Source organism: Pedobacter sp. UBA5917 (assembly GCF_002432345.1).
Classification (GTDB): Bacteria; Bacteroidota; Bacteroidia; order Sphingobacteriales; family Sphingobacteriaceae; genus Pedobacter.
Genome location: NZ_DJDT01000197.1, coordinates 1 through 23,300, shown reverse-complemented (window position 1 = coordinate 23,300; position 23,300 = coordinate 1). Strand labels below are relative to the sequence as shown.

At 41.6% G+C, this 23,300-nt stretch carries 17 protein-coding genes; 12 read left to right on the top strand and 5 right to left on the bottom strand.

Annotation, left to right across the window (positions count from 1 at the left end):
- Positions 1-327: 327 nt before the first annotated feature.
- Positions 328-762, top strand: coding sequence for a carboxymuconolactone decarboxylase family protein (locus tag B2V92_RS13025; RefSeq protein ID WP_293308690.1), 435 nt, complete (start codon positions 328-330; stop codon positions 760-762).
- A 116-nt stretch (positions 763-878) separates the two neighbouring features.
- Here the strand turns inward: B2V92_RS13025 and B2V92_RS13020 are convergent, their stop codons facing one another.
- Both B2V92_RS13020 and B2V92_RS13015 read right to left on the bottom strand, forming a co-directional pair.
- Complete coding sequence (locus tag B2V92_RS13020) at positions 879-1,664, bottom strand: rhamnogalacturonan acetylesterase (protein ID WP_293308688.1); 786 nt, start codon at positions 1,662-1,664, stop codon at positions 879-881.
- Positions 1,665-1,669: 5 nt separating this feature from the next.
- Positions 1,670-3,325 carry a glycoside hydrolase 43 family protein gene (locus tag B2V92_RS13015; RefSeq protein WP_293308686.1) on the bottom strand — a complete coding sequence of 552 codons (1,656 nt, stop codon included), beginning with the start codon at positions 3,323-3,325 and terminating at the stop codon, positions 1,670-1,672.
- Between the two features lie 309 nt (positions 3,326-3,634).
- Here B2V92_RS13015 and B2V92_RS13010 point away from each other — a divergent pair, with 309 nt between their 5' ends.
- The 11 genes from B2V92_RS13010 (at position 3,635) to B2V92_RS12960 (ending at position 19,552) form a co-directional block, all read left to right on the top strand.
- Positions 3,635-4,591, top strand: coding sequence for a pectinesterase family protein (locus tag B2V92_RS13010; protein ID WP_293308684.1), 957 nt, complete (start codon positions 3,635-3,637; stop codon positions 4,589-4,591).
- A 159-nt stretch (positions 4,592-4,750) separates the two neighbouring features.
- Positions 4,751-6,421, top strand: a complete 1,671-nt coding sequence (locus B2V92_RS13005) for a glycoside hydrolase family 28 protein (protein WP_293308681.1) — start codon at positions 4,751-4,753, stop codon at positions 6,419-6,421.
- Positions 6,422-6,427: 6 nt separating this feature from the next.
- A complete protein-coding gene (locus B2V92_RS13000; protein ID WP_293308678.1) occupies positions 6,428-8,359 on the top strand; it encodes a glycoside hydrolase family 88 protein in 1,932 nt (643 codons plus the stop codon).
- 202 nt (positions 8,360-8,561) lie between these two features.
- On the top strand, positions 8,562-9,590 hold the full coding sequence (gene pelA / locus B2V92_RS12995) for a pectate lyase (RefSeq protein ID WP_293308676.1): 1,029 nt from the start codon (positions 8,562-8,564) through the stop codon (positions 9,588-9,590).
- A 78-nt stretch (positions 9,591-9,668) separates the two neighbouring features.
- Positions 9,669-11,180, top strand: a complete 1,512-nt coding sequence (locus tag B2V92_RS12990) for a tagaturonate reductase (RefSeq protein ID WP_293308674.1) — start codon at positions 9,669-9,671, stop codon at positions 11,178-11,180.
- Position 11,181: 1 nt separating this feature from the next.
- Positions 11,182-12,828, top strand: coding sequence for a UxaA family hydrolase (locus B2V92_RS12985; RefSeq protein WP_293308671.1), 1,647 nt, complete (start codon positions 11,182-11,184; stop codon positions 12,826-12,828).
- Positions 12,829-13,126: 298 nt separating this feature from the next.
- Positions 13,127-14,527 carry a glucuronate isomerase gene (gene uxaC, locus B2V92_RS12980; protein ID WP_293308669.1) on the top strand — a complete coding sequence of 467 codons (1,401 nt, stop codon included), beginning with the start codon at positions 13,127-13,129 and terminating at the stop codon, positions 14,525-14,527.
- Between the two features lie 114 nt (positions 14,528-14,641).
- Positions 14,642-15,700, top strand: coding sequence for a sugar kinase (locus B2V92_RS12975; RefSeq protein WP_293308667.1), 1,059 nt, complete (start codon positions 14,642-14,644; stop codon positions 15,698-15,700).
- Positions 15,690-16,352 (top strand): bifunctional 4-hydroxy-2-oxoglutarate aldolase/2-dehydro-3-deoxy-phosphogluconate aldolase, encoded by a 663-nt coding sequence (locus tag B2V92_RS12970; RefSeq protein WP_293308665.1) that lies wholly within the window; start codon positions 15,690-15,692, stop codon positions 16,350-16,352. The genes B2V92_RS12975 and B2V92_RS12970 overlap by 11 nt, the downstream gene beginning before the upstream one ends.
- A 21-nt stretch (positions 16,353-16,373) precedes the next feature.
- Positions 16,374-17,813 (top strand): MFS transporter, encoded by a 1,440-nt coding sequence (locus tag B2V92_RS12965; protein ID WP_293308663.1) that lies wholly within the window; start codon positions 16,374-16,376, stop codon positions 17,811-17,813.
- A 113-nt stretch (positions 17,814-17,926) separates the two neighbouring features.
- Positions 17,927-19,552 carry an NADP-dependent glyceraldehyde-3-phosphate dehydrogenase gene (locus B2V92_RS12960; RefSeq protein WP_293308660.1) on the top strand — a complete coding sequence of 542 codons (1,626 nt, stop codon included), beginning with the start codon at positions 17,927-17,929 and terminating at the stop codon, positions 19,550-19,552.
- 416 nt (positions 19,553-19,968) lie between these two features.
- Here the strand turns inward: B2V92_RS12960 and B2V92_RS12955 are convergent, their stop codons facing one another.
- The 3 genes from B2V92_RS12955 to B2V92_RS12945 form a co-directional block, all read right to left on the bottom strand.
- A complete protein-coding gene (locus tag B2V92_RS12955) occupies positions 19,969-20,709 on the bottom strand; it encodes a rhamnogalacturonan acetylesterase (protein WP_293308658.1) in 741 nt (246 codons plus the stop codon).
- 14 nt (positions 20,710-20,723) lie between these two features.
- On the bottom strand, positions 20,724-21,740 hold the full coding sequence (locus B2V92_RS12950) for a pectinesterase family protein (protein WP_293308655.1): 1,017 nt from the start codon (positions 21,738-21,740) through the stop codon (positions 20,724-20,726).
- Positions 21,741-21,915: 175 nt separating this feature from the next.
- Positions 21,916-23,300: DUF4957 domain-containing protein (locus B2V92_RS12945; protein ID WP_293308653.1), on the bottom strand; the 1,385-nt coding region annotated here is incomplete at its 5' end.

The following is a 23,300-nucleotide window of genomic DNA, read 5'->3' as shown; positions in this document are numbered from 1 at the left end:
TTCGTGTCTCCACGAACCACTAAGCTATTTTACACGATATGTTATCCGTGTTTCCGTGCATTCGTGGTTAAAATAAGATATTTTGTATGCAATCTGGTGATTAGTGGAGACACGAACCACAGCAGTGGAATGACGGAACGCTTGAGTGTGCGATCAAGCAAGATATTGAAATCATAAAACATTTAAAACTTTGTGTCTTCGTGCCTTTGTGGTCAGAATTACTGCTATACCCAACCTTTCCGGCTACAAAATCCATTTCTTGAACTAGATTAAGTTTTTTGCTTTTTAAGTTGCCGACCTTTACATCGTAATCAAAAAACAAATAAAATGGAAAGTAGAATTGATATCCCAAAAGTAGAACCTGCAGCTTATCAGGCCATGTACGGTTTAGAGAAATATTTATCAACCAGCAAAATAGATCCGATTCTTTTAGAGCTGATTAAAATGCGTGCCTCGCAAATTAACGGCTGTGCATTTTGCTTAAACATGCACTCTACCGATGCGCGTAAAATAGGCGAAACCGAACAACGTTTGTACCTTTTAAATGCATGGAAAGAAACAACTTTATTTACTGAAAAAGAAAAAGCAGTTTTAGCTTTAACTGAAGAAGTAACCTTAATTACCAACCACGTTTCTGATGCTACTTATCAAAAGGCCGCAGGCTTTTTTAGCGAATCAGAATTGGCGCAGATCATTATGGCCATTGTTACCATTAACGCCTGGAACAGACTGGCAATTACAGCAAAAGTAATGGTGGGATAAAATCACTACAGACCTCGCAGGTTTTCTAAACGGCGCAGCCCTCAATGAGGCCGTTAAAAGCAATATAAGACACGAATTAAACCTGCGAGGTCTACTAGAAAATCGTGGTTAAAAAACTATTTAACTTTATTAATCTCCTTCAATCCCTCATAAACCAGCCTTGCTACTTCCTTTGCGCCTTCCGGTTGGAAATGTGTATTGTCTTTCTGGCCTTTCGGATAAGCTTCATATTTGCCCGAATCTAAATTCATGAAGTAATGTTTACTTACAAAGTCGTTTCCTTTTGCGGTAAAAAATGCTGCCGAAAGCGAGGTAAGATCGATGATTGGTACATTTAGTTCTTTGGCAACATCTTTTACTGCCTGTGGATATTCGCCATGTGCACTGCCAAGTTTACCATCTTTCCAGGGATAGTTCCGGGTAACAGGTGTGATAAGGATCGGTAGGGCGCCTTTTTCCCTTGTTTCTTTTACATACATGCTCAAAAAAGTTTTGTAGCCCGGAATGTCTACATAACGTTCAGGTTTATCTTTCGCGGCATCGTTATGCCCGAATTGGATCAATACCAGGTCGTTCTTTTCCAGAGTAGATAAAACCTCTTTCCATCGCCCCTCTTCAAAAAAAGTCCGGGTACTTCTGCCGCCTTTTGCTTTGTCGATAACCAAAGCGCTATCGCTTTTAATCAGGTTAGTTAATTTTTTTAAGCTATTTTTTGTCAGAAATTGTTGAAAAACCTGTCCCCAGCCCGTAATCGGGTATTTCTTTTGCAGGTAACCTTCATCCAAAGTATAATCGGCAACCGTAGAATCGCCAATGAGGTAAACTTTAACCGGTTTCAGTTTCATGCTGAACGACATGAGTACAATTGCTAATGCAAAAGCGGTAATAAAATACTTTTTCATAACTTTTATTTTAAAGCTTCTATACGGAACCAATCATATTCTGCAATTCCTGAATCATTAGTTTGTGTATCCCTAATAGCAAATATTCCTATTTTAGCGCCGATCCATTGTCCTGCAGTAGCCTGGAATTCATCACCCACGTTACTGAAGTTTATTCCATCTTCGCTATAACTAAATTGGCATTTTGCTCCCGCAGTAACTTTTACGCGGAAGTAAACTGTGCCCGATCCGATAGCTGTTTGATTTAGTTTGGTAATTTCCTTTTCGTTCTCTGTTTTTCCCTTATCAGCATTTTGGCAGGTGCCATAAAACAGGTACAATCCATCTTTTTTACTTTTAATGCTGATTTCTGCATAACTTCTCCCCATTACCACTAAACCTGTTTTTTCGTTTTCTAATTTTGGGTTGGGTTTAAACAAAAGTTTTGTGGTAGCTATAAATTCATCGGCCGGGAATTTTTGCATCAATAAGTTCGGAACATCCCACAGGTTTTTCGCTTCATCGGGTATTTTCGAAGTATATAGTTTTAATACACTTTTGGCTGCATCGGTAAATAACCATGTTGGCTGCGGATTGGCTTGCCATTGCCATTGCAAACCTAATTTTTCTTTGTCAAATTCATCACTTTCTACCGGCGTTTCAATCGGATAAACTTTACCCACATTTGGTTTTTTATAAGTACTAACCGGTTCGCCTTTTCCATCACCATCTGCATCAAGCCCGATAACCGGCCAGTTATTAAGCCATTTCATAGGTTGTAAATGCACTACACGGCCGTAAGCATCTTTGTCCTGAAAGTGGAGGAACCAGTCTTCGCCGATCTGTGTGTTTACCCAGGCACCCTGATGCGGACCATTTACCAAAGATTTCTCCTGATCCATCACTACTTTTCTTTCGTAGGGGCCATAAATATTTTTACTCCGTAATACAAGCTGCCACCCTGTAGAAACGCCTCCCGCCGGTGCAAATAGATAGTAATAACCATTGCGTTTGTAAAACTTCGGTCCTTCGATGGTTGGATCGAGTTCATGCCCATCGTATACAATTCTGCCGGTTTCCGTGGCCTGCGAACCATCGCCTGTTAACGGCATTACAGCCAATACACTTTTTATCCCTGCACGGCTACCTGCGTAAGCGTAGGCCAGGTAGGCTTTACCATCTTCATCCCAAAGTGGGCAGGGATCTATCAAACCTTTACCTGCCACAACCAATTTTGGGGTACTCCACTCGCCTGTTATGCTTTTTGCCCTGGTTAAATAAATACCGAAATCGGGATCAGGGTAATAAATGTAAAATTCGCCATTGTGGTAGCGGATAGAAGGCGCCCAAACTCCATTACCATGTTGTGTTTTTTCAAAATGTTCGAAAGGTGGCTGGCGTTTTAAAGCATGACCGATAATTTTCCAGTTCACCAGATCTTTCGAATGCAGAATCGGTAAGCCCGGAATGGCGTCAAAACTGGAAGCAATAAGATAAAAATCGTCGCCTACACGTATGGCATCCGGATCGGAATAATCGGCATTGATAACCGGGTTTTTATAGGTTCCATTTCCCTGATCGGCAACCCAAACCTTGGATACATAGGGTTTATCCGGCTTTTGTTGGGCGAATACATTTATGCTAAGGCCTAAAATTAGGGTGAAACTGTATAGATATTTCATCTTGCAATGATATTTGTGGCAATATTTGGTTAATAACAGCTGATCGTCACCCTGAACTCGATTCAGGGTCTAACCCTAAGATGCAATTGATGACTTAGCCTACCAACAAGGTTAACTCTTTTTTTATTTACGGGCAAGGTGATATTGTGCAATCGTTCCCGACATCGTTTGCAATGTTTAATCCGGCAGAAACTTCTTCCGCTTCGATATTAATGATTAAAATTGTTCATCATATATTTTTAAAACACGGCTGCGTTAAGATTTATACTTTTACGTGGCCGATTTTAATTATAACCTAACCAGATCAATATGAGAGCGATCATTTTATTTTTTCTTGTTTTTATTTCATCGGTTGCAAATGCCATTGATGTTAAACCCGATTTTGTGGTGGCAGCAGATGGCAGTGGAAACTTTAAAACCGTACAGGAAGCCATCCATGCCGTACCCGATTTTAGGAACAAAACAACAGTAATTCTGATCAGAAAAGGTATTTACAAAGAAAAACTGATCCTCGCGGCCTCAAAAAAGAATGTAAAGTTTATTGGCGAGAGTCTGAATGAAACTATTTTAACCTACGATGATTATGCCCAGAAGAAAAATGCTTTTGGCGAAGAAAAAGGTACCTCAGGTTCATCAAGTTTTTACATTTATGGCGAAGGTTTCTCTGCCGAGAACATCACCTTCGAAAATTCATCAGGCCCCGTTGGGCAGGCCGTTGCCGTTTGGGCCGGTGGCGATAAACTGGTATTTATCAACTGCAGGTTTTTAGGTTTTCAGGATACACTTTACACCTATGGAGGCAATAACCGCCAATATTATAAAAACTGTTACATAGAGGGAACGGTCGATTTTATTTTTGGAGCTTCTACGGCATGGTTCGAAAGCTGTACCCTTTTTTGCAAAAAAGCCGGTTACATTACTGCTGCCTCAACCGCCGATACCACCAAATTCGGCTATGTATTCAATAAGTGTAAAATCAGGGGAGATGCGTCCGTCAATAGTTTTTACCTGGGCCGCCCATGGAGGCCTTATGCCAAAGTAGCTTACCTTAATTGCGAAATGCCCGATTTTATCCGCCCCGAAGGCTGGAACAACTGGGGCAAAGAGAGCAACGAAAAAACAGCTTATTATGCTGAATATAAAAGTACCGGCAAGGGTGCCGATCCAAAAAACAGGGCCGTTTGGTCGCACCAATTAACTGATAATGAGTACAGGGACTATATTTTGGAAAACGTTTTCCGAGGTTGGGTTCCTGAAGTTAAATAACGCATTTAACTTGTTGATATATAGTTATTAAGCGCCTTTTTTAGGGCGCTTTTTTGCTTTGGTTTCCGGTAACGATTGCATAGATTTCTCTTCTGTTTTAAATGCAAACAACGTACACTTGTTATTACAATAACCAAGTATAATTTAACAGCGCAAATAATGAAACATATTTCTGGTAGTTTATGCCATATTAAAATAGCTCTCGCATGTTTGATTTTATCTTCTGCAACGGCTATAGCCCAACAAAAGCAAAGCTTACCCGTTATACAGCAGGTTAAATTTAAAAAAGATACCACAAGCATTATCAGCTTTGGTGCAAAAGGCGACGGTATAACCCTGAATACCCAAAGTATTAATAAAACCATTGCCAGTGTAAGCCAAAAAGGAGGCGGGGTGGTGTTGGTTCCTTCAGGTTTATGGTTAACAGGACCTATCGAGTTAAAAAGTAACGTAAACCTGCATTTAAAACGCGATGCCATTCTTCAGTTTACTGCCGATTTTAATCAGTATAAACTCGTTCAAGGGAATTGGGAAGGTCAGCCGGCATGGCGGAACCAGAGTCCAATTTCGGGTGTAAATCTCGAAAATATTGCCATTACCGGAAGCGGGATCATTGATGGTAACGGTGGTGCATGGCGCATGGTTAAAAAAGATAAACTTACCGAAACACAATGGAAAAACCTGGTTGCATCGGGCGGAATCGTTAAAGCCGACGGCAAAATGTGGTATCCATCAGAGAAAACCGTTAAAGGTTCGAATACCAAAAATGCAGGTGTAATCGAAGCAGGAAAAACTGCGGCAGATTATGATGATATCAAAGATTTTCTCCGCCCCAATTTATTGGTATTAACCGGCTGTAAAAAAATACTTTTAGAAGGTGTTACTTTTCAGAATTCGCCGGCATGGAATTTACACCCATTGCTCTGCGAAGATTTAACACTAAGAAATTTACAGGTAAAAAACCCATGGTTTGCACAAAATGGCGATGGTGTTGATGTAGAATCGTGCAAAAATGTATTGATAGAGGGCAGCACTTTTGATGTTGGCGACGATGGGATCTGCATCAAATCGGGCAGGGACGAAGCCGGGCGTAAACGTGGTGTGCCAACCGAAAATGTAATTGTAAGAAATAACATCGTTTACCATGCACATGGCGGTTTTGTAATCGGCAGTGAAATGAGTGGTGGTGCCAAAAATATCTGGGTATACGATTGTTCCTTTATCGGTACCGATATCGGTCTGCGTTTTAAAACAACGCGTGGCCGTGGCGGTGTGGTAGAAAATATCTATATCAATAATATCAACATGATCGATATCCCCGGCGAAGCCATCCTGTTCGATATGTATTATGCTGCGGTTGATCCGGTTCCATTAGCTGGAGAGAAACGCGAAGCCATTAAAACGGTAACGGTGCCTGTTACCGAAGCTACCCCGCAGTTCAGGAATTTTTATATTAAGGATGTGGTAGCCAATGGTGCCGAAAAAGCAATATTTTTCAGGGGGCTGCCCGAAATGAACATCAAAGATGTACACCTTGAAAACGTAACCATAAAAGCGAAAAAAGGCATCGAAATTATTGAAGCTGCCGGTATTTTCCTGAAAAATGTAAATGTAATTACCGATGATACCAGTCCGGTGGTAATGATCCAGAACGGGTCCAATATCAACATCAGTAAACTCACTTACCCGGCTAACAGTAAGGTTTTATTTGATGTTTCGGGCGAAAAATCAAAAGGTGTAAAAATCAGCGGAACAGATGTGTCCAAAGCAAAAATGGCTTCACTTTTGGCAACAGAGGTGGATAAAAAAGCATTGGAAATTTCAAAATAACGTAAAATGAAGAAATCAACTCTATATCAAGCAACTATACTTATCGGTTTTTCCATTTTAACGCAAAGTGGATTCGCCCAGAAAAAATTGTCGGAACAGTTAACCCTAACGGCAATGGAGAAACTTTTTCAGGATACGACTGTCCTGAAAGGTGCCAAAGGACCTAGATGGAGTTACGATATGGGCGTTGTGCTTGAGGGTGCTGCAGCAGTTTGGCGCAACACCGGCGAAGGAAAATATTTTAAATACATCCAGAGTTCGATGGATGCCTACCTGGATAAAGAAGGCAATATCACCACCTATAAACCCGATGATTTTAACATCGATAACATCAAAAACGGCCGCGCTTTGTTGTTGTTGTACAAAGTTACCTTACAGCAGAAATACCTTTTAGCAGCGACTAAATTGTACGATCAGTTACAAAAACAGCCGCGTACCAAAGAAGGTGGTTTTTGGCACAAGAAAATTTATCCAAACCAGATGTGGCTGGATGGCTTATACATGGGCGAACCTTTTTACGCAGAATACGCAAAGCTGATGAAAAAGGATGCTGCCTTTGATGACATTGCGAAACAGTTTATCGTAATGGAAAAAAATGCCAGGGATGCCAAAACCGGTTTGTTGTACCACGGTTACGATGAAAGCAGGACAGAGCAATGGGCCGATAAAACCACTGGTAGATCGCCAAACTTTTGGGCCAGGGCAATGGGCTGGTACATCATGGCATTGGTTGATGTATTGGATAATTTTCCGGCCGATCATCCACAGCGTAAAGAATTGCTTGCCATTTTAAACCGCACGGCAACCGCTGCGGTAAAATACCAGGATCCGAAATCGGGTGTTTGGTTTGATATTTTGGATATGCCAACCCGTAAAGGAAATTATCTGGAAAGTTCGGCATCGAGCATGTTTGTATACGGCCTGGCCAAAGGAGTACGCAAGGGCTGGCTGGCACCATCTTTTATGGTTGCCGCAAATAAAGGTTATGCCGGTTTAAAGAAAGAATTTATCGAAAAAGCAGGCGATGAAAGGGTAAATCTCACCAAAACAGTTTCCGTATCGGGCCTGGGCGGAAAACCTAAATACCGCGATGGCAGTTTCGATTATTACATCAGTGAAAAGGTAATCACGAATGATCCTAAAGGCATGGGTGCATTTGTTTGTGCCGCTGCTGAAATGGAAGTTGATCAGTTACCAAAACCGGGCAAAGGTTTAACCGTAACCGTTGATAATTTCTTTAACAACGAATACACAACCGGGCCAACAGGCGACAAAATCCCTTTCCATTACCTTTGGGACGAAGATGATAACAACGGTTTTTCGTTATTCGGCAAAGTATTTAACGATGCCGGCTTAAAAACAACTACGCTTAAAGCTGCTCCAGCAACTGCTAATTTAAAAGGAACCAGTATTTACATTATTGTAGATCCGGATACCGAAAAAGAAACTGCAAATCCAAATTTCATGAATGCTGCACACGCCAAACAGATCAGCGATTGGGTAAAAGCAGGTGGCGTTTTGGTATTGCTGTTAAACGATGTTGGCAATTGCGAAATCTCGAAATTCAATGTCCTTCCCGAAACTTTTGGTATCCACTTTAACGAAGATAGCCGGAACAAAGTACAGGGAGCAAACTTTGAGCAGGGTGCGATAAAAATACCCGCAGGGAACCCCATTTTTAAAACCGCGAAAAAAGTGTACATCAAAGAAATCTCGACCATTGTTGCGAAAAATCCGGCAGTTTCTGCTTTAACCGATAATGGAGATGTAATTGTGGCCACCGCAAAATATGGCAAGGGAACGGTTTTCGCAGTGGGCGATCCATGGTTTTATAACGAATATATCGATGGTAGGAAATTACCTGCAGATTTTGAAAATTTTAAAGCAACGAACGATCTGGTGAACTGGTTGATTAAACAGGTGCCCGGAAAGAAATAGAGCTGTCATCCTGAGCATAGCCCGCATTGAGCTTGACGAAATGTCGAAGGACTTGCTTAAACTATTAATCCGTGCCTCCGTGGCAAAAAAGAATAAATGCAAAAGAGAGAATGGTTTATATCATCACGAACCACGGCATAAGAAAAAAGGGATAATTAGTGGTCTGTGAAGACACAGACCACGGAAGAGAACAAACAAAACGATGAAAATAAAAATATTATTAATTCTGGTCTGTGGCAGCCTCATGCTGGCCTGTTACGCACAGCAACCAACCGATTCTACAGCAGATAAAATGTTGGTGTACCAATTGGGTAACGGTGGCTGGCCAAAGCAGTTGGAAGATAAAAGCGTGGTTAACTACGGCGCAGCCTTAACTCCCGAATTATTGGCTAAAATAAAAGCTACAAAAGATCTTCATGCTACTTTCGATAATAAAGCTACCAGCAGAGAGGTGGTTTATCTGGTAAAAGCCTATAAAAAAACACAGAACAAAACTTATTTAACCGCTGCCGAAAAAGGACTGGATTATATCCTGTCTGCCCAATATGCAAATGGTGGCTGGCCGCAATATTATCCCGATAAAGCTTTGTACCGTTCAGAAATTACCTACAACGACGATGCGATGATCAATGTGCTGAATATTTTGCAGGATATAGCCACGCAGACAAACGATTTCGAAACTGTAAACCCTGCTTACATTAAAAAAGCAGAAAAAGCAGTTGCAAAAGGTGTCGATTGTATTTTAAAAACGCAGGTAAAACAGAATGGTGTTTTAACCATCTGGGCAGCCCAATATGATAAAGATTCGATGTTACCTGCAAAGGCCAGAAATTTCGAGCCAGCCTCGCTGAGCACAAGCGAATCAGCAGGCATTGTGCGGTTTTTAATGCGGATTAAAAATCCCTCAACTGCAGAAAAAAATGCAATAGCAGCAGCAATAAAATGGTTTGATAGCTATAAAATTGCCGGCTACCGTTTCGACAGACTGAGCGACCCAAAAACGAATATTAAAACCGCCGCTTTGATTGCCGATAATACTGCCAGTACCTGGGCACGCTTTTACGACCTGGATAAAAACACCCCGATTTTCGGTGACCGCGATAATACCATTAAAACAAAACTGGAAGAACTGAGCCCCGAAAGACGTAACGGTTATGCCTGGTACGGTAACTGGGGACAAAAATTAATTGAAAAAGAATACCCAAAGTGGTTAGCCACAAACGGGAAATAGACAATGATAACCCGTTAAAAAAGGAATTGTAAACCTCACTTTGTGCCTTCGTGCCTTGGTGGTTAAATAACATTACCAATGATTTTAAACAAAGAAAATTTAAAAAACATTAACGGCGACAAGGTTACAAAACCAACTGCCGAAATTTTAGCTTTACCCGAAAAAGTAATCCAGTTCGGAACAGGCGTTTTACTGCGTGGCCTGCCTGATTATTTTATCGATAAAGCGAACCAAAAAGGTATTTTTAATGGTCGTGTTTTGGTGGTTAAATCAACTTCAAGAGGCGGCGCTGATGAGTTTGCCGAACAGGATAACCTGTACACGCTTTGTGTAAAGGGCGTTGAAGATGGCATTAGTGTAGAAGAAAATAGCATCAATGCTTCCATCAGCCGTGTTTTATCCGCATCGCAGGATTGGACAGAAATTTTAAAAGCGGCGCACCAGCCCGAAATGCAGGTGGTAATTTCGAATACAACCGAAGTGGGGATAGTTCGCAGCGAAGATAAAATCACCGATAATCCGCCACAATCGTACCCTGGCAAGTTATTGGCTTTTCTGCACGAAAGATACAAAGCCTTTAATGGTTCTGCCGAAAGCGGAATGGTAATCGTACCAACCGAGCTGATCAGCGATAATGCCGATAAACTAAAAGAAATTTTATTGGATCTTGCCATTCAGAATAAACTGGGCTGGGATTTCGAAAACTGGTTAAAAACCGCGAACCATTTCTGCAAAACTTTGGTGGATAGGATTGTGCCCGGAAAACTTCCTGAGGCCGAGCAAAAAGCCATCGAAAACGAATTGGGATACGAAGACGGACTCATGATCATGGCCGAACCTTTCAGGCTTTGGGCAATCGAATCTGCAAATGAAAAAGTAAGAGAAATTTTGTCGTTCGCAAAAGCGGATAAAGGTATTTTCATCGTTCCTTCTATCGATAAATTTAAAGAGTTAAAACTCCGTTTACTTAACGGTACACATACCATCAGCTGTGGATTGGCTATTTTAGCGGGCTTCAATACCGTAAAAGAGGCCATGGCTGATGAAGATTTCGCCAACCACGTGCTAAAACTGATGAAAGAAGAAATTGCACCGGCTGTGGTTAACGAAGATATTACTTATGATGAGGCCCTTGCCTTTGCCGAAAGTGTTATCGACCGTTTTAGCAATCCATTTTTAGAACACCAATGGCAGGCCATTACGTTAAACTTTACTTCAAAAATGCAGATGCGTAACATCCCGCTCATCAGACAATATTATGCCTTAAAAAACGAGGTGCCACAACTTACCGCTTTGGGTGTTGCGGCTTATATCCTTTTTATGAATGTGGCGAAAGATGGTGGGAATTATGTAGCCAGCGCTAACGGAAAAACCTATCCGGTACAGGATGAATTTGCAGAAATATTATCAGATTACTGGAAAAACCCTGAAACGGTTGTAGACAATACACTTGGCGACAGGCGCCTTTGGGGCAAAAACCTGAACAACTATCCCGGCTTTAACGCAGCTGTAAAATCGTACGTTGAATTATTACAAAATAAAGGTGCAAAAGAAACTTTAAGTAATTTGCATTCAGAAAGAACAATTTAAAATGGTGACTAGAATTTTAAAAATCCACCCCAACGATAATGTGCTTGTTGCCCTGCAAAACCTGGCAAAAGGCGAAACGGTTATCCATGATGGACAGGAATATACTTTGCAGGATGATATTCAGGCTAAGCATAAATTTTTTATGCAGGATATGAATGCCGGCGATCACATTATTATGTATGGTGTACTGGTAGGTAAAGCACAACATTTTATCCTGAAAGGTGGTTTAATGGATACCGAAAATACCAAACACGCATCCGATCCTTATGAGTTCCGTCCGTACCATTACGAATGGAATGCCCCGGATGTTTCTAAATTTTCAGGCCGCACTTTTAACGGTTATATCCGTAGCGATGGCCGTGTGGGAACAGCAAATTACTGGTTGTTTATCCCGACCGTATTCTGCGAAAACCGCAATTTGGATGTGATACGTGAGGCTTTGCATAATGAGTTGGGTTATGCCGTAACCGATAAATATAAATCGTATGCCCATCAATTGGTAGAGGCTTATAAAAATGGCGAAATTTTAGAAGAAGCCGATCCAAATTCTATCGGATTGGCTAATCCATCAGCCAACCGGGTTTTTAAAAATGTAGATGGCATTAAATTCCTGAACCACCAGGGCGGCTGCGGCGGTACCCGTCAGGATGCAGCGGTGCTAAGCAAATTATTGGCCGCTTATGCCGATCATCCCAATGTGGCGGGTGTAACCGTATTGAGTTTGGGCTGTCAGAATTTACAGGTAAAGGATTTTATGGAGGATTTAAAACACCGTAGTCCGAATTTTGATAAACCGCTGTTTGTTTTTGAGCAGCAACAATCGCAGAGCGAAGAACAGTTGGTTAAAGAAGCCATCCGTAAAACTTTTATCGGTTTAACCGAAATCAATAAAATCGAACGTCAGCCTGCACCATTAAGTAAACTGGTTCTGGGAGTTAAATGTGGCGGTAGTGATGGTTTCAGCGGTATCAGTGCCAATCCGGCTGTAGGTTATACTTCTGATTTACTGGTGGCTTTAGGAGGAACAGTGCTTCTGGCCGAGTTCCCTGAGCTTTGCGGTGCCGAACAACAACTCATCGATCGTACCAAAGATGAAACTGCCGCGCGTAAATTTATCCAGTTGATGACAGCTTATAACCAGGCGGCTGAAAATGTAGGTTCAGGCTTTTTTATGAACCCATCGCCAGGCAATATCAAAGATGGTTTAATTACAGATGCCATTAAAAGTACCGGAGCAGCCAAAAAAGGTGGTACATCACCGGTAGAAGATGTTTTAGATTATACCGAACCTGCTACTAAGCCAGGCCTGAACCTGGTTTGTACGCCCGGAAACGATGTAGAGGCCACCACCGGAAAAGCAGCATCGGGCGCAACACTAATTTTGTTCACTACAGGATTGGGAACACCTACCGGAAATCCGGTTTGTCCAACCATTAAAGTATCAACCAATAATGCCTTAACCAAACGTATGGCCGATATCATCGATATCAACTGCGGGCCGGTGATTGAAGGGGAAAAAACCATTGAGCAAATGGGTGAAGATATTTTGGAATATTGCATTAAGGCTGCCAGCGGGGAAGTAATACCAAAGGCTGTTTTACTCAATCAGGATGATTTTATTCCATGGAAACGGGGAGTCAGTCTTTAAGTCGTGAGTCTGCAGTCGTTAGCCCTGAGTCCTGGGTGCAGAAAAACCTAACGCCGTGGGCAGTGCACTGTGTCTGCCGTGGTCTGTGCCCGTGGTCTGTGTCTCCACAGACCACTAAGTACTCTTCCGGTTCGTGATGACACAAAACGGGAGCGAGGGATTAAAAGAACAGATGAATTGAATAGAAATACGCATAAAAAATAATACCTTGGCCTGCGTCATTTCAAACCAAATAAAAAGATATAATATTAACTGGATATGATCGGAAACAGCTTCATATCATACATCTAACCATAGAATGAAACCTTTTTTAGACGAAAATTTTCTTTTGCAAAACAAAACAGCAGAAAAGCTTTACCACAATTTTGCAAAACCACTACCAATTATCGATTACCACAATCACCTCATCCCGGAGCAGATTGCCAATAACACGCAGTTTGCCAATATGAGCCAGGTTTGGCTTTACGGCGACCACTATAAATGGAGGGCCATGCGTGCCAATGGTGTTGATGAAAAATACATTACCGGTATCGGATCGGATTATGAAAAATTTGAGAAATGGGCAGAAACCGTTCCTTATACTTTGCGTAATCCATTGTACCACTGGACGCATTTGGAACTTCAACGTTATTTCGGTGTAACCGATCTGCTTTCGGGTAAAACCGCACAGAAAATTTACGACGAATGTTCGGCAAAACTGCAAACACCTGAGTATTCTGTACGTGGTTTATTGGCCAAAATGAATGTTGAAGTGGTTTGTACTACCGATGATCCTTTAGATAGTTTGAATTTTCACCAGCAATTGGCCCGTGAAGGTGCAAATCTGAAAATGTTGCCTGCTTTCCGCCCTGATAAAGCGATGAACAGCGATGATATTGCCGGCCTGAACGAATATATTGATAAACTGGAGAGCGTGGTGGATAAAACCATCAGTAGTTTCCAGGATTATATCGACGCATTAAAAAGCCGTCACGATTATTTTGCCGATAATGGCTGTTCGGTTTCCGATCATGGTTTGGAGCAGATTTATGCCGAAGACTATACAGAAGCCGAAATTTCCTCAATTTTTGATAAAATCCGCAGTAAACAACATATTTCTTACGAAGAGAACCTGAAATTTAAATCGGCCATGCTGGTTTATTTTGCAGAGTGGGACCACGAAAAAGGTTGGGTACAGCAATATCACCTTGGTGCCCTACGCAACAATAATGCCCGCATGTTAAGACAGTTAGGCCCTGATACAGGTTGGGATTCGATGGGCGATTTTAGTCAGGCCAGGATGCTTTCTAAATTTCTGAACCGTTTGGATAACGGAGATAAACTCGCTAAAACCATTATTTACAACCTAAATCCTGCCGATAACGAATTAATTGCAACCATGATCGGTAATTTTAACGATGGCTCGGTTGCCGGTAAAATTCAATTTGGTTCGGCATGGTGGTTTCTGGATCAAAAAGATGGTATGATCAAACAGTTAAATGCTTTATCAAACATGGGTCTTTTGAGCCGTCTGGTGGGTATGCTTACCGACTCGCGCAGTTTCCTTTCATTCCCCCGTCACGAATACTTCAGAAGGATCGTTTGTAACCTGTTTGGAGAGGATATCGAGAATGGAGAATTACCCAACGATTTGGAGTGGGTTGGCAAGATTGTTCAGGATATTTCGTATTTTAACGCAAAAAATTACTTTAAATTTTAACCAAAATCAGGCTTTAGGGCGGTATTTCATTGGAATCAATTCATTTCAATCGTTTTCCTTCCTTTTTCATACCGTTGCAGAAAACAGCATGAAATACGCCGATTAAATATAAAAATGAGCACCCAAATATTCGCTTCATCAAAAAAAGGAAAAAAAGTTTTAAGCTTTGGTGAAATACTTTTACGCATCTGCCCCGATATGGATGGTGCATGGTTAAAAGAAAATAAACTTCCGTTTTATGTTGGCGGTGCAGAGCTTAATGTAGCCACAGCACTGGCCCTTTGGAATGTTCCTTCTGCCTATTTATCGGCTGTGCCCGATAATTCGGTAACCAGGGAAATTGTAGATTATCTTGATGCCCGTAATATTGATACCTCACCAATGGTTTACCATGGCGAGCGTTTGGGTTTATATTACCTTCCGAAAGGAAAAGACCTTAAAAATGCCGGTGTAATTTACGACAGGGCAAATTCTGCTTATGCCGGTTTAAAAGTTGGGCAGATTAACTGGGATGAAGTTTTTGAAGAGGTAAGCTGGTTTCATTTCAGTGCAATATGTCCGGCCATTAACCAATCTATTGCCGATGTTTGCTTAGAGGCTTTAAAAGTTGCCAGCGCAAAAAACATTACCATTTCGCTTGACCTGAATTACCGTGCAAAACTTTGGAAGTATGGTAAAGATCCGATTGATGTATTGCCGGAACTTGCTCAATACTGTACCCTGATTATGGGGAATGTTTGGGCAGCCAATAAAATGCTGGGCACTGCACTTCACGATGATTTATTACCGACTGAAGGTTACGCCAAAGAAACGCTTTTACAACAGGCAACCGATACTTCAGCAGAAATATTAAAATTGTTCCCGGCATGTAAAGCGGTGGCCAACACCTTTAGGTTCGATCATGGTAAAGGCATCAGGTATTACACTGCTATTTACACCGAAGGTGAATTAACCGTATCAGAAGAATATGTTTCGGAAGAAATTTTAGATAAAGTGGGCAGTGGCGATTGTTTTATGGGCGGATTGATTTACGGTTTTTACAACCAGCTATCGGCCAAAGAAACCTTAAACTTTGCCACCGCGGCAGCTTATGATAAATTATACATCCCAAGCGATGCTACAACCAGCACCGTTGCCGATATAGAAAAAAGAATTATACGCAATGATCAGTAACCAACACAAAATTTTAGATGCCATTTTAGAGCAGGGCATGTTACCCCTTTTTTATCAGGATAGCGAAGCAGGAAGTGTAGAAATATTACGCACCCTGTACAAAGCCGGTGTACGTGTTTTCGAATACACCAACCGTGGTAAATCTGCTTTGCCGAACTTTAAAAAACTAAAGGAAATCAGAGACGCCGAAATGCCCGATCTTTATCTGGGTATCGGAACCATTAAAACCCCTGCCGATGCAAATGCTTTTATCGAAGCAGGAACCGATTTTATCGTGGCACCGATCGTAAATCCGGCTGTTGCCGAAATTGCCAACAAAATCGGTATGTTATGGATCCCGGGCTGTATGACGCCGACCGAAATCAGCGTAGCACAGGAACATAAAGCCATGCTGATCAAAATTTTCCCAGCCAATATTTTAGGCCCTGAATTTATTTCATCGATTAAAGATCTTTTTGCCGGACAGCTGTTTATGCCAACCGGAGGAGTAGAAATCAATGCTGATAACCTAAAAACATGGTTTAAAGCAGGCGTTTGCGCCGTTGGTATGGGCAGTAAACTGATCAGTAAAGACGTTATGAGCAAAGGTCTTTACGATGAGTTATTCGATAATACCAAATTAGCACTCGATCTAATTCAGCAGAGCAAATAAAAACTTAACATCCCTAACCAAATGAACCAACCCAAAACAAGCAAATATAGATGGAACATCTGTTTGCTGTTATTTTTAGCCACTACGATAAATTATTTAGACAGACAGGTTCTTTCTTTAACCTGGACGGATTTTATTAAACCGGAATTCCATTGGGATAATAACGACTATGGAAATATAACGGCCCTGTTCTCTATCTTTTATGCCATATCGATGCTTTTTGCAGGTCGGTTGGTTGATAAACTCGATACCAAAAAAGGCTTTTTATGGGCAATCGGGGTTTGGTCGGTAGGTGCCTGTTTACATGCCTTCTGCGGTATTGCAACCGCAGGGATTATTAACGGAAACTGGTTTGTGGGTTTCGAAGGTGCAAAAGAAATAATTGCAGGTATTAACGATACCGGGTTAGTGGTTTCGGTAAGTGTTACCCTCTTTATTTTTGCCCGTTTTGTATTGGCTGTTGGAGAGGCAGGCAATTTTCCGGCGGCTATTAAGGCTACAGCCGAGTATTTTCCTAAAAAAGACCGTGCATTTGCAACCAGTATATTTAATGCCGGTGCCACCGTTGGTGCGCTTGCCGCGCCGATTACCATCCCTTTTATTGCCAAAGCTTATGGCTGGGAGATGGCTTTCATTATTATCGGTGCGCTGGGTTTTATATGGATGGGTTTATGGGTTTTTGTGTACAACAAGCCAGAATTACATAAAAGGGTTAGTGCCGAAGAACTGGCCTATATCCAGCAGGATGTGATTAACGACAGAAAGCTGGCCGACTATGTTGAAGAGACCAAAGAAAAGGTTTCGTTTATTGATTGCTTTAAATACAAACAAACCTGGGCTTTTGCCTTTGGTAAGTTTATGACAGATGGCGTGTGGTGGTTCTTCTTATTCTGGACACCGGCTTACCTGAAATCGGTTTACGGAATGGATTCTACACAAAGTGCACTGCCATTATTTGTACTTTATGTAATTACCCTGCTTTCGATTGTTGGCGGATGGTTACCTACGTATTTTGTCGATAAAAAAGGCATGAACCCTTACGAAGGTAGAATGAGAGCGATGCTGATTTTCGCATTTTTCCCACTTTTGGCTTTGGCAGCACAGCCTTTAGGCCACATTACCTACTGGATTCCGGTTATTATTATCGGTATTGCAGGTGCAGCCCACCAGGCATGGTCGGCAAATATATTTTCTACAGTTGGCGATATGTTCCCTAAAAAAGCCATTGCAACCATTACCGGTATCGGTGGTATGGCAGGTGGTATAGGTGCTTTCATCATCAATAAAAGCTCTGGTCTGCTGTTCGATTATACAGGCAAAAACAGCGTTGTTTTTATGGGTTTTAAAGGAGAAGAGGCCGGTTATTTCATTATCTTTTCGATCTGTTCGGTTTGTTATCTGATCGGCTGGATTGTAATGAAAACCCTGGTTCCAAAATATAAAGTAATTGAATTAAAATAAACCAAAAGGCTGATGTTAAGGAAAGCTTTCTGAATCATCAGCCTTTTTATACAAACGAATCTATACTTAAACTATAGATTTAACATTAATTTAACCCTAACAACAAATTAAAATTGAGTACATCGCTAAACCTCGAAAGTATTTTCGTTGAAGAGAGCCAGATTCCAGATGAATTTAGGCTTGCGGAAGAAATCAATCAAAAAGAGTTTCTTTCAAATGGAGAGATGAAACCATGGAACGGACCGTTTAATGAAGTGTTTTCTCCAGTATGCGTAAAGACCCCTGAAGGTTTGAAACGAAAGCGTATCGGTAGTTTTCCGGTATGTACAGAAAAAGAATCCACAGAAGCGCTTGATGCCGCTGTAGCTGCCTACGATAATGGCCGAGGGCAATGGCCAACCATGAGCGTTGCCGACCGCATTGCCTGTGTAGAAAACTTTACCCATAAAATGATCGAGCAAAAGGAAATTGTTGCCAAGCTCATTATGTGGGAAATCGGGAAATCTTATGCTGATTCGGTAAAAGAATTCGACCGTACAGTTGAATATATCTATGCTACCATTGATGCATTGAAAGATATCGACAGACAATCATCACGTTTCGAAATAGAGCAGGGTATTGTAGCCCAGGTGCGCCGTTCGCCACTTGGGGTGGTACTTTGTATGGGGCCGTTCAATTATCCCTTAAACGAAACCTTTACTACGTTGATACCCGCTTTGATTATGGGCAACACGCTTTTATTCAAACCACCTAAACACGGTACCTTATTGCATTATCCTTTGTTAGAGGCCTTCCGTTCAAGTTTCCCTAAAGGTGTGGTGAATACCATTTATGGCCGTGGGAATACGATTGTACCGGGATTGATGAAATCGGGTAAAATCAACGTACTTACCTTGATCGGTTCGAGCAAAGTTGCCAATGAACTGAAAAAACTGCATCCTAAAGTAAACCGCTTAAGGGCTATTTTAGGTTTAGATGCTAAAAATGCAGCCATTATTACCAAGGATGCAGATTTGGATTTAGCAGTTTCTGAAACTGTTTTAGGTTCGCTTTCTTTCAACGGACAACGTTGTACGGCGATTAAAATCGTTTATGTACACCGCAGTTTGGCACAGGAATTTTTAAAACGTTTATCTGCAGAAGTAGAAAAACTGAAATTCGGTATGCCATGGGAAAAAGGCGTTAACCTTACACCGCTACCAGAATTAAATAAACCTGAATATTTAAAAGAATGTATCGATGATGCAGTTTCGCATGGTGCGAAAGTGATAAACAAAAACGGTGGACAAACTTTAGAAACTTTTGTTTATCCAGCCATCGTTTATCCGGTAAACAGCAACATGAAACTGTACCGCGAAGAGCAGTTCGGTCCGATTGTGCCTGTTGTACCTTTCGACGATCTGGAAGAACCGATCGAGTATTTAATCGGTTCGCCACACGGGCAGCAGGTAAGTATTTTCAGCAATAACGCTGCGGTAATTTCTTCGCTGATTGATCCTTTGGTTAACCAGGTGAGCCGTGTAAATATCAACTGCCAATGTCAGCGTGGGCCAGATGTGTTCCCTTTCACCGGTCGTAAAGACAGTGCAGAAGGAACGCTTTCTGTAGTAGATGCGCTGCGTTCGTTCTCGATCCGCTCGTTGGTAGCCACCAAATTTACAGATGATAATAAAAAGCTATTGAACGAAATTGTTAAAGGAGATGATTCGAACTTCTTAAGTACGAAGTATATTTTTTAGCAGAATAGTTCTTAATAATAAAGCCGCAAAACATAGATTTTAATCTGTGGATTTGCGGCTTTTTTGTTTTCTCTTCAAGACGTCATTTCGAGGAATATTTTATTGCATAAAAATCAATGTTATTGACTGAGGAGTTTAAATTAAGCTAAATCCCCCGATACGTCATCTCGAGCGAAGTGCAACGCAGCCGGGAGATCTATCTCGAGTTAGATTTCTCCATTTCGCTACCGATGAAAAATCGGCAGGCTACAGTCGAAATGACGGCTTGAGGTAGCGGATGACAAACTATTATTCATAGTCCTCGTTTATAACGAGGATTAGCGAGGTTTGCATTTGTAATGCGGTAAGAGCAATTATTGGCGATATAATCGCCTTTCTCGTACATCCCGATTGCAAATCGGGACGATATCTTGTTTCTACTTCAAACTCTTCACCAAACTCAATCTCAACTCCTTAATCCCTTTTACCACCAAACCTGCAACCTGTTTAGCGCCCGCCGGACTTAAATGCGTATTGTCTTTTTTCCCATCTGGATAATTTACATTTCCGGAATCGACATAGTTGAATAATTTAATTGATGGTTCATCTCCCAAACGTGTTAATAAACTTTCTGTTTTTGCCAGCATATCAATAAGCGGCACATTCAGCGAATCGGCTACCTGACGGGTTATACGGGGGTAATCGCCATGCGAATCGATTAAAATGCCATTTTTGAAACTCCTGCGCGAAATAGGGGTCAATAAAACAGGGAAAGCTTTTTTGCTTCTCGTTTCTTTTACGTAGTTAACCAGATTGAGCTTAAAATCAGCCAATGAAACGCCGATATTCGGTTTGTCAACTTTTTCATCATTGTGCCCAAACTCGATAAATACATAATCACCTGGAGCCAACTGTGCCAATATTGGGTCCCAATGTTTTTCTGCTCTGAACGATTTTGTACTCCGGCCATTTAAGGCCTTATTTTCAACTGTAATGTCGGGTTTGAAATAAGATTGTAGTATCATGCCCCAACCCGTTTCGGGATAGGCTTTTTCTTCTTTATTGGCTGCGGTGGAGTCGCCGATGATGTAGAGTTTGGTTTTCTTTGGGATAAAGGTAAAAGAGAATAAAACCGCCAATGCTCCTGCTGCAATAAATTTAAAGAAGTTCTTTTTCATTTGTTAAATTAATTTTAGAGGGGATTCCATTGATCTTTTCCGCCCAATATATTTTTTAAAGTATAATTTTTAGCCTCTTTATCAGTAAGCTGTTTGGTCCACGGTAATCTTGTTTTTGGCGAAGCTCCCTCTCCCTTATTGTTATATTCGGCATAAAAAGCAGTAAGCTCTTTATCGGGGAACATCTTATCTCCTTTCCATGCGCTCCAGCCTTCGGGTAAAATGTGTTTGCCCAAATTGCTGTTGATGAACACGGTTTTGGCATACGGTCGCCACGGCCTGCCCAAATAGGCTTTCGTTACAGATGGATCTGCAATGAGCCCACAATTTAGAAAAACAAATCCGAATTTCTGTTGTGCAGATGTTGAAGCTGCTGTAACATAAGAATCGCTTAAATTTTTGATTGTACAATCCTGAAACACAACAGTGGCCTTTCCGAAAATAAAATCGGTTGTGCCTTCGATATAACAATGCTGATAATATTGCCTGCTATTTTCAACCGCGGCATAAAGCGTATCCTGATTGCCCAAAAACCGGCAGTTTTTTGCCGTAAAACGATCGCCTTCTACATGCAGGGCAACGGCCTGACCAACGCGGCCTGCAGCATTGATAATGGTTAAATTTTCGAAGTGGATATCGTTCCCCTGAACCAGTACCGTAAACGAGGTGTAAGTACTGAATTTGGCATTGCCAAAAATATCTTTACCGGTTGGATTAGGCTTTCCTGAATAATCATCAAAAGTAATGATGGTTTGCTCCGTGTCCTCTCCAATAAACGAAATCCTGGTTTTCCACGAAGGGATGATCAGTTTTTCCCTGTAAGTACCTTTTTTAACATAAATTTTAACTTCTTTCTCGCCCAAATCCCTTACCGAATTTATAGCCTCCTGTATGGTTTTATAATCTGCATTGCCCTCTTTCGAAACGGTTAATGTTGATGGGTATTTCGGATCCTGAGCCCGTGCCTGAAGGGAAGAAAAGGTATAAAAAAGAAGTATTGTAATTAACTTAAAATAGGATGATGTTTTCATTTTTTATTAAAAATCTGATTAACGGTTCGTCATCTCGAGGCAGATCTATCTACTTCGCAATGCTCCGGTCGAGAGGACGATTTTTTTGTGGGACCTCCTCGCAATTACGAACGCTTTGCTCCGCATAAAATTCATTAAAAAAGGGCAGATAAATACCTGCCCTTCGTAAAATAATTTAATATGTCCACCTAGGGTCGCCGATTGGGCCGCCCGTGCTTCCTGCACTTCTTAAAGGGGAGGTTGCCGGTAGCGTGAAATCGGTTGTAGTGGCTGTCCAGCCCGGATTGATACTTTGGTTGCTAGTCAATGTTGCCGGACCAAAAGTTAAGGCTGTTCCACCCATTAAGGCACTCAACAGGTTAAAATAATTACTATTCGAGATTCTAAATGTGCTTCCTGCACCTGTGCCCCTGATGGCAGCTGCCACCACCGTACCCGATTTTGGCGTGTTGGCCAAAATACTGTTCTGGATAATAAAACTGATCGGGTTTGCATTGGCATCCAACAATGCATATTTGGCATTGCCGCCAAAACCATTAAAGGTAGAGTTGCCAATCGAAACCGATGGAATAACATCGCCGGCATAAGTGGTACTTGCGGTAACCAAACCCGGACCTGCATTATAAAAGGTAGATTTCGAAATAGTAAGGCTGTTAAACTGCATTTTGTTGAGGTGGAAGGTATAGTAAGCCGAAGAGCCGTTTAGGCCCATATCATACACAACAGAGTTGTTTACGGTAATGCCTGTGATTTTAAAGTCACGGGCAGCTGTTCCTCTATCGCCCCTTAAAAAGGCCGTTGTGGCACCATGGGCAATACAGTTATCCACTACTACATTGGTAAAGGTAGCTGCGGCTCCATTGGCGGCCTGTGTGCCGATGAAATTAATAAAATAAAGTGCCGCTGCCGAAGTTCCGTCGAACTCAATACCCGAAAGTGTTACGCCCGCACCTGTTCCCTCTAAATCTATTTCTTTAAAGTTAACCTTCGTATCCGTTGGGTTGCCAGAGGTTGATTTGATGGTAATGGTTTTCTGTGTGATAAAAGTGGTTAACGCGGTGATGTTATAGGTACCCGGATTCAATCCGATAATAGCACCATTTGTTGCCGATGTGATAGCTGCTGCAAGGTCATCGCCTGGGTTCAGTTTCACCGTATAAGTAGTAGGAGCAAGGGTAGTAAAAGTGGTAATACCCTTACTTTTTGTGCCTGCAAAAAGCTCAGCAGTATACTTGGTGCCAGCGGTTAAACCGGTAATGGCTTTTAAACCTGCAGATGCATCGGTTGCACTTAAAGTTGTGGTTGCAGCAGTGCCGGTTGCAGGTGTTAGAACAATAGAAGTTAAACCAACAGTAGGGATATATCGCAGGGTGATGCTGTTTTCTTTAATCTCGTTATCCCTGATGAGTAGGAACAATTGGATGCCGGTTAACTGGAAAGCGCTACTCCTGACATATTTCGACTCGGGCTGACTCTCGGTTGCATTGGCTTTTACCCTTGCGTAATATTTGGTACGCACAGCTAAATTATCTTCGGTTACTGTTACACCCGCCGTATCGG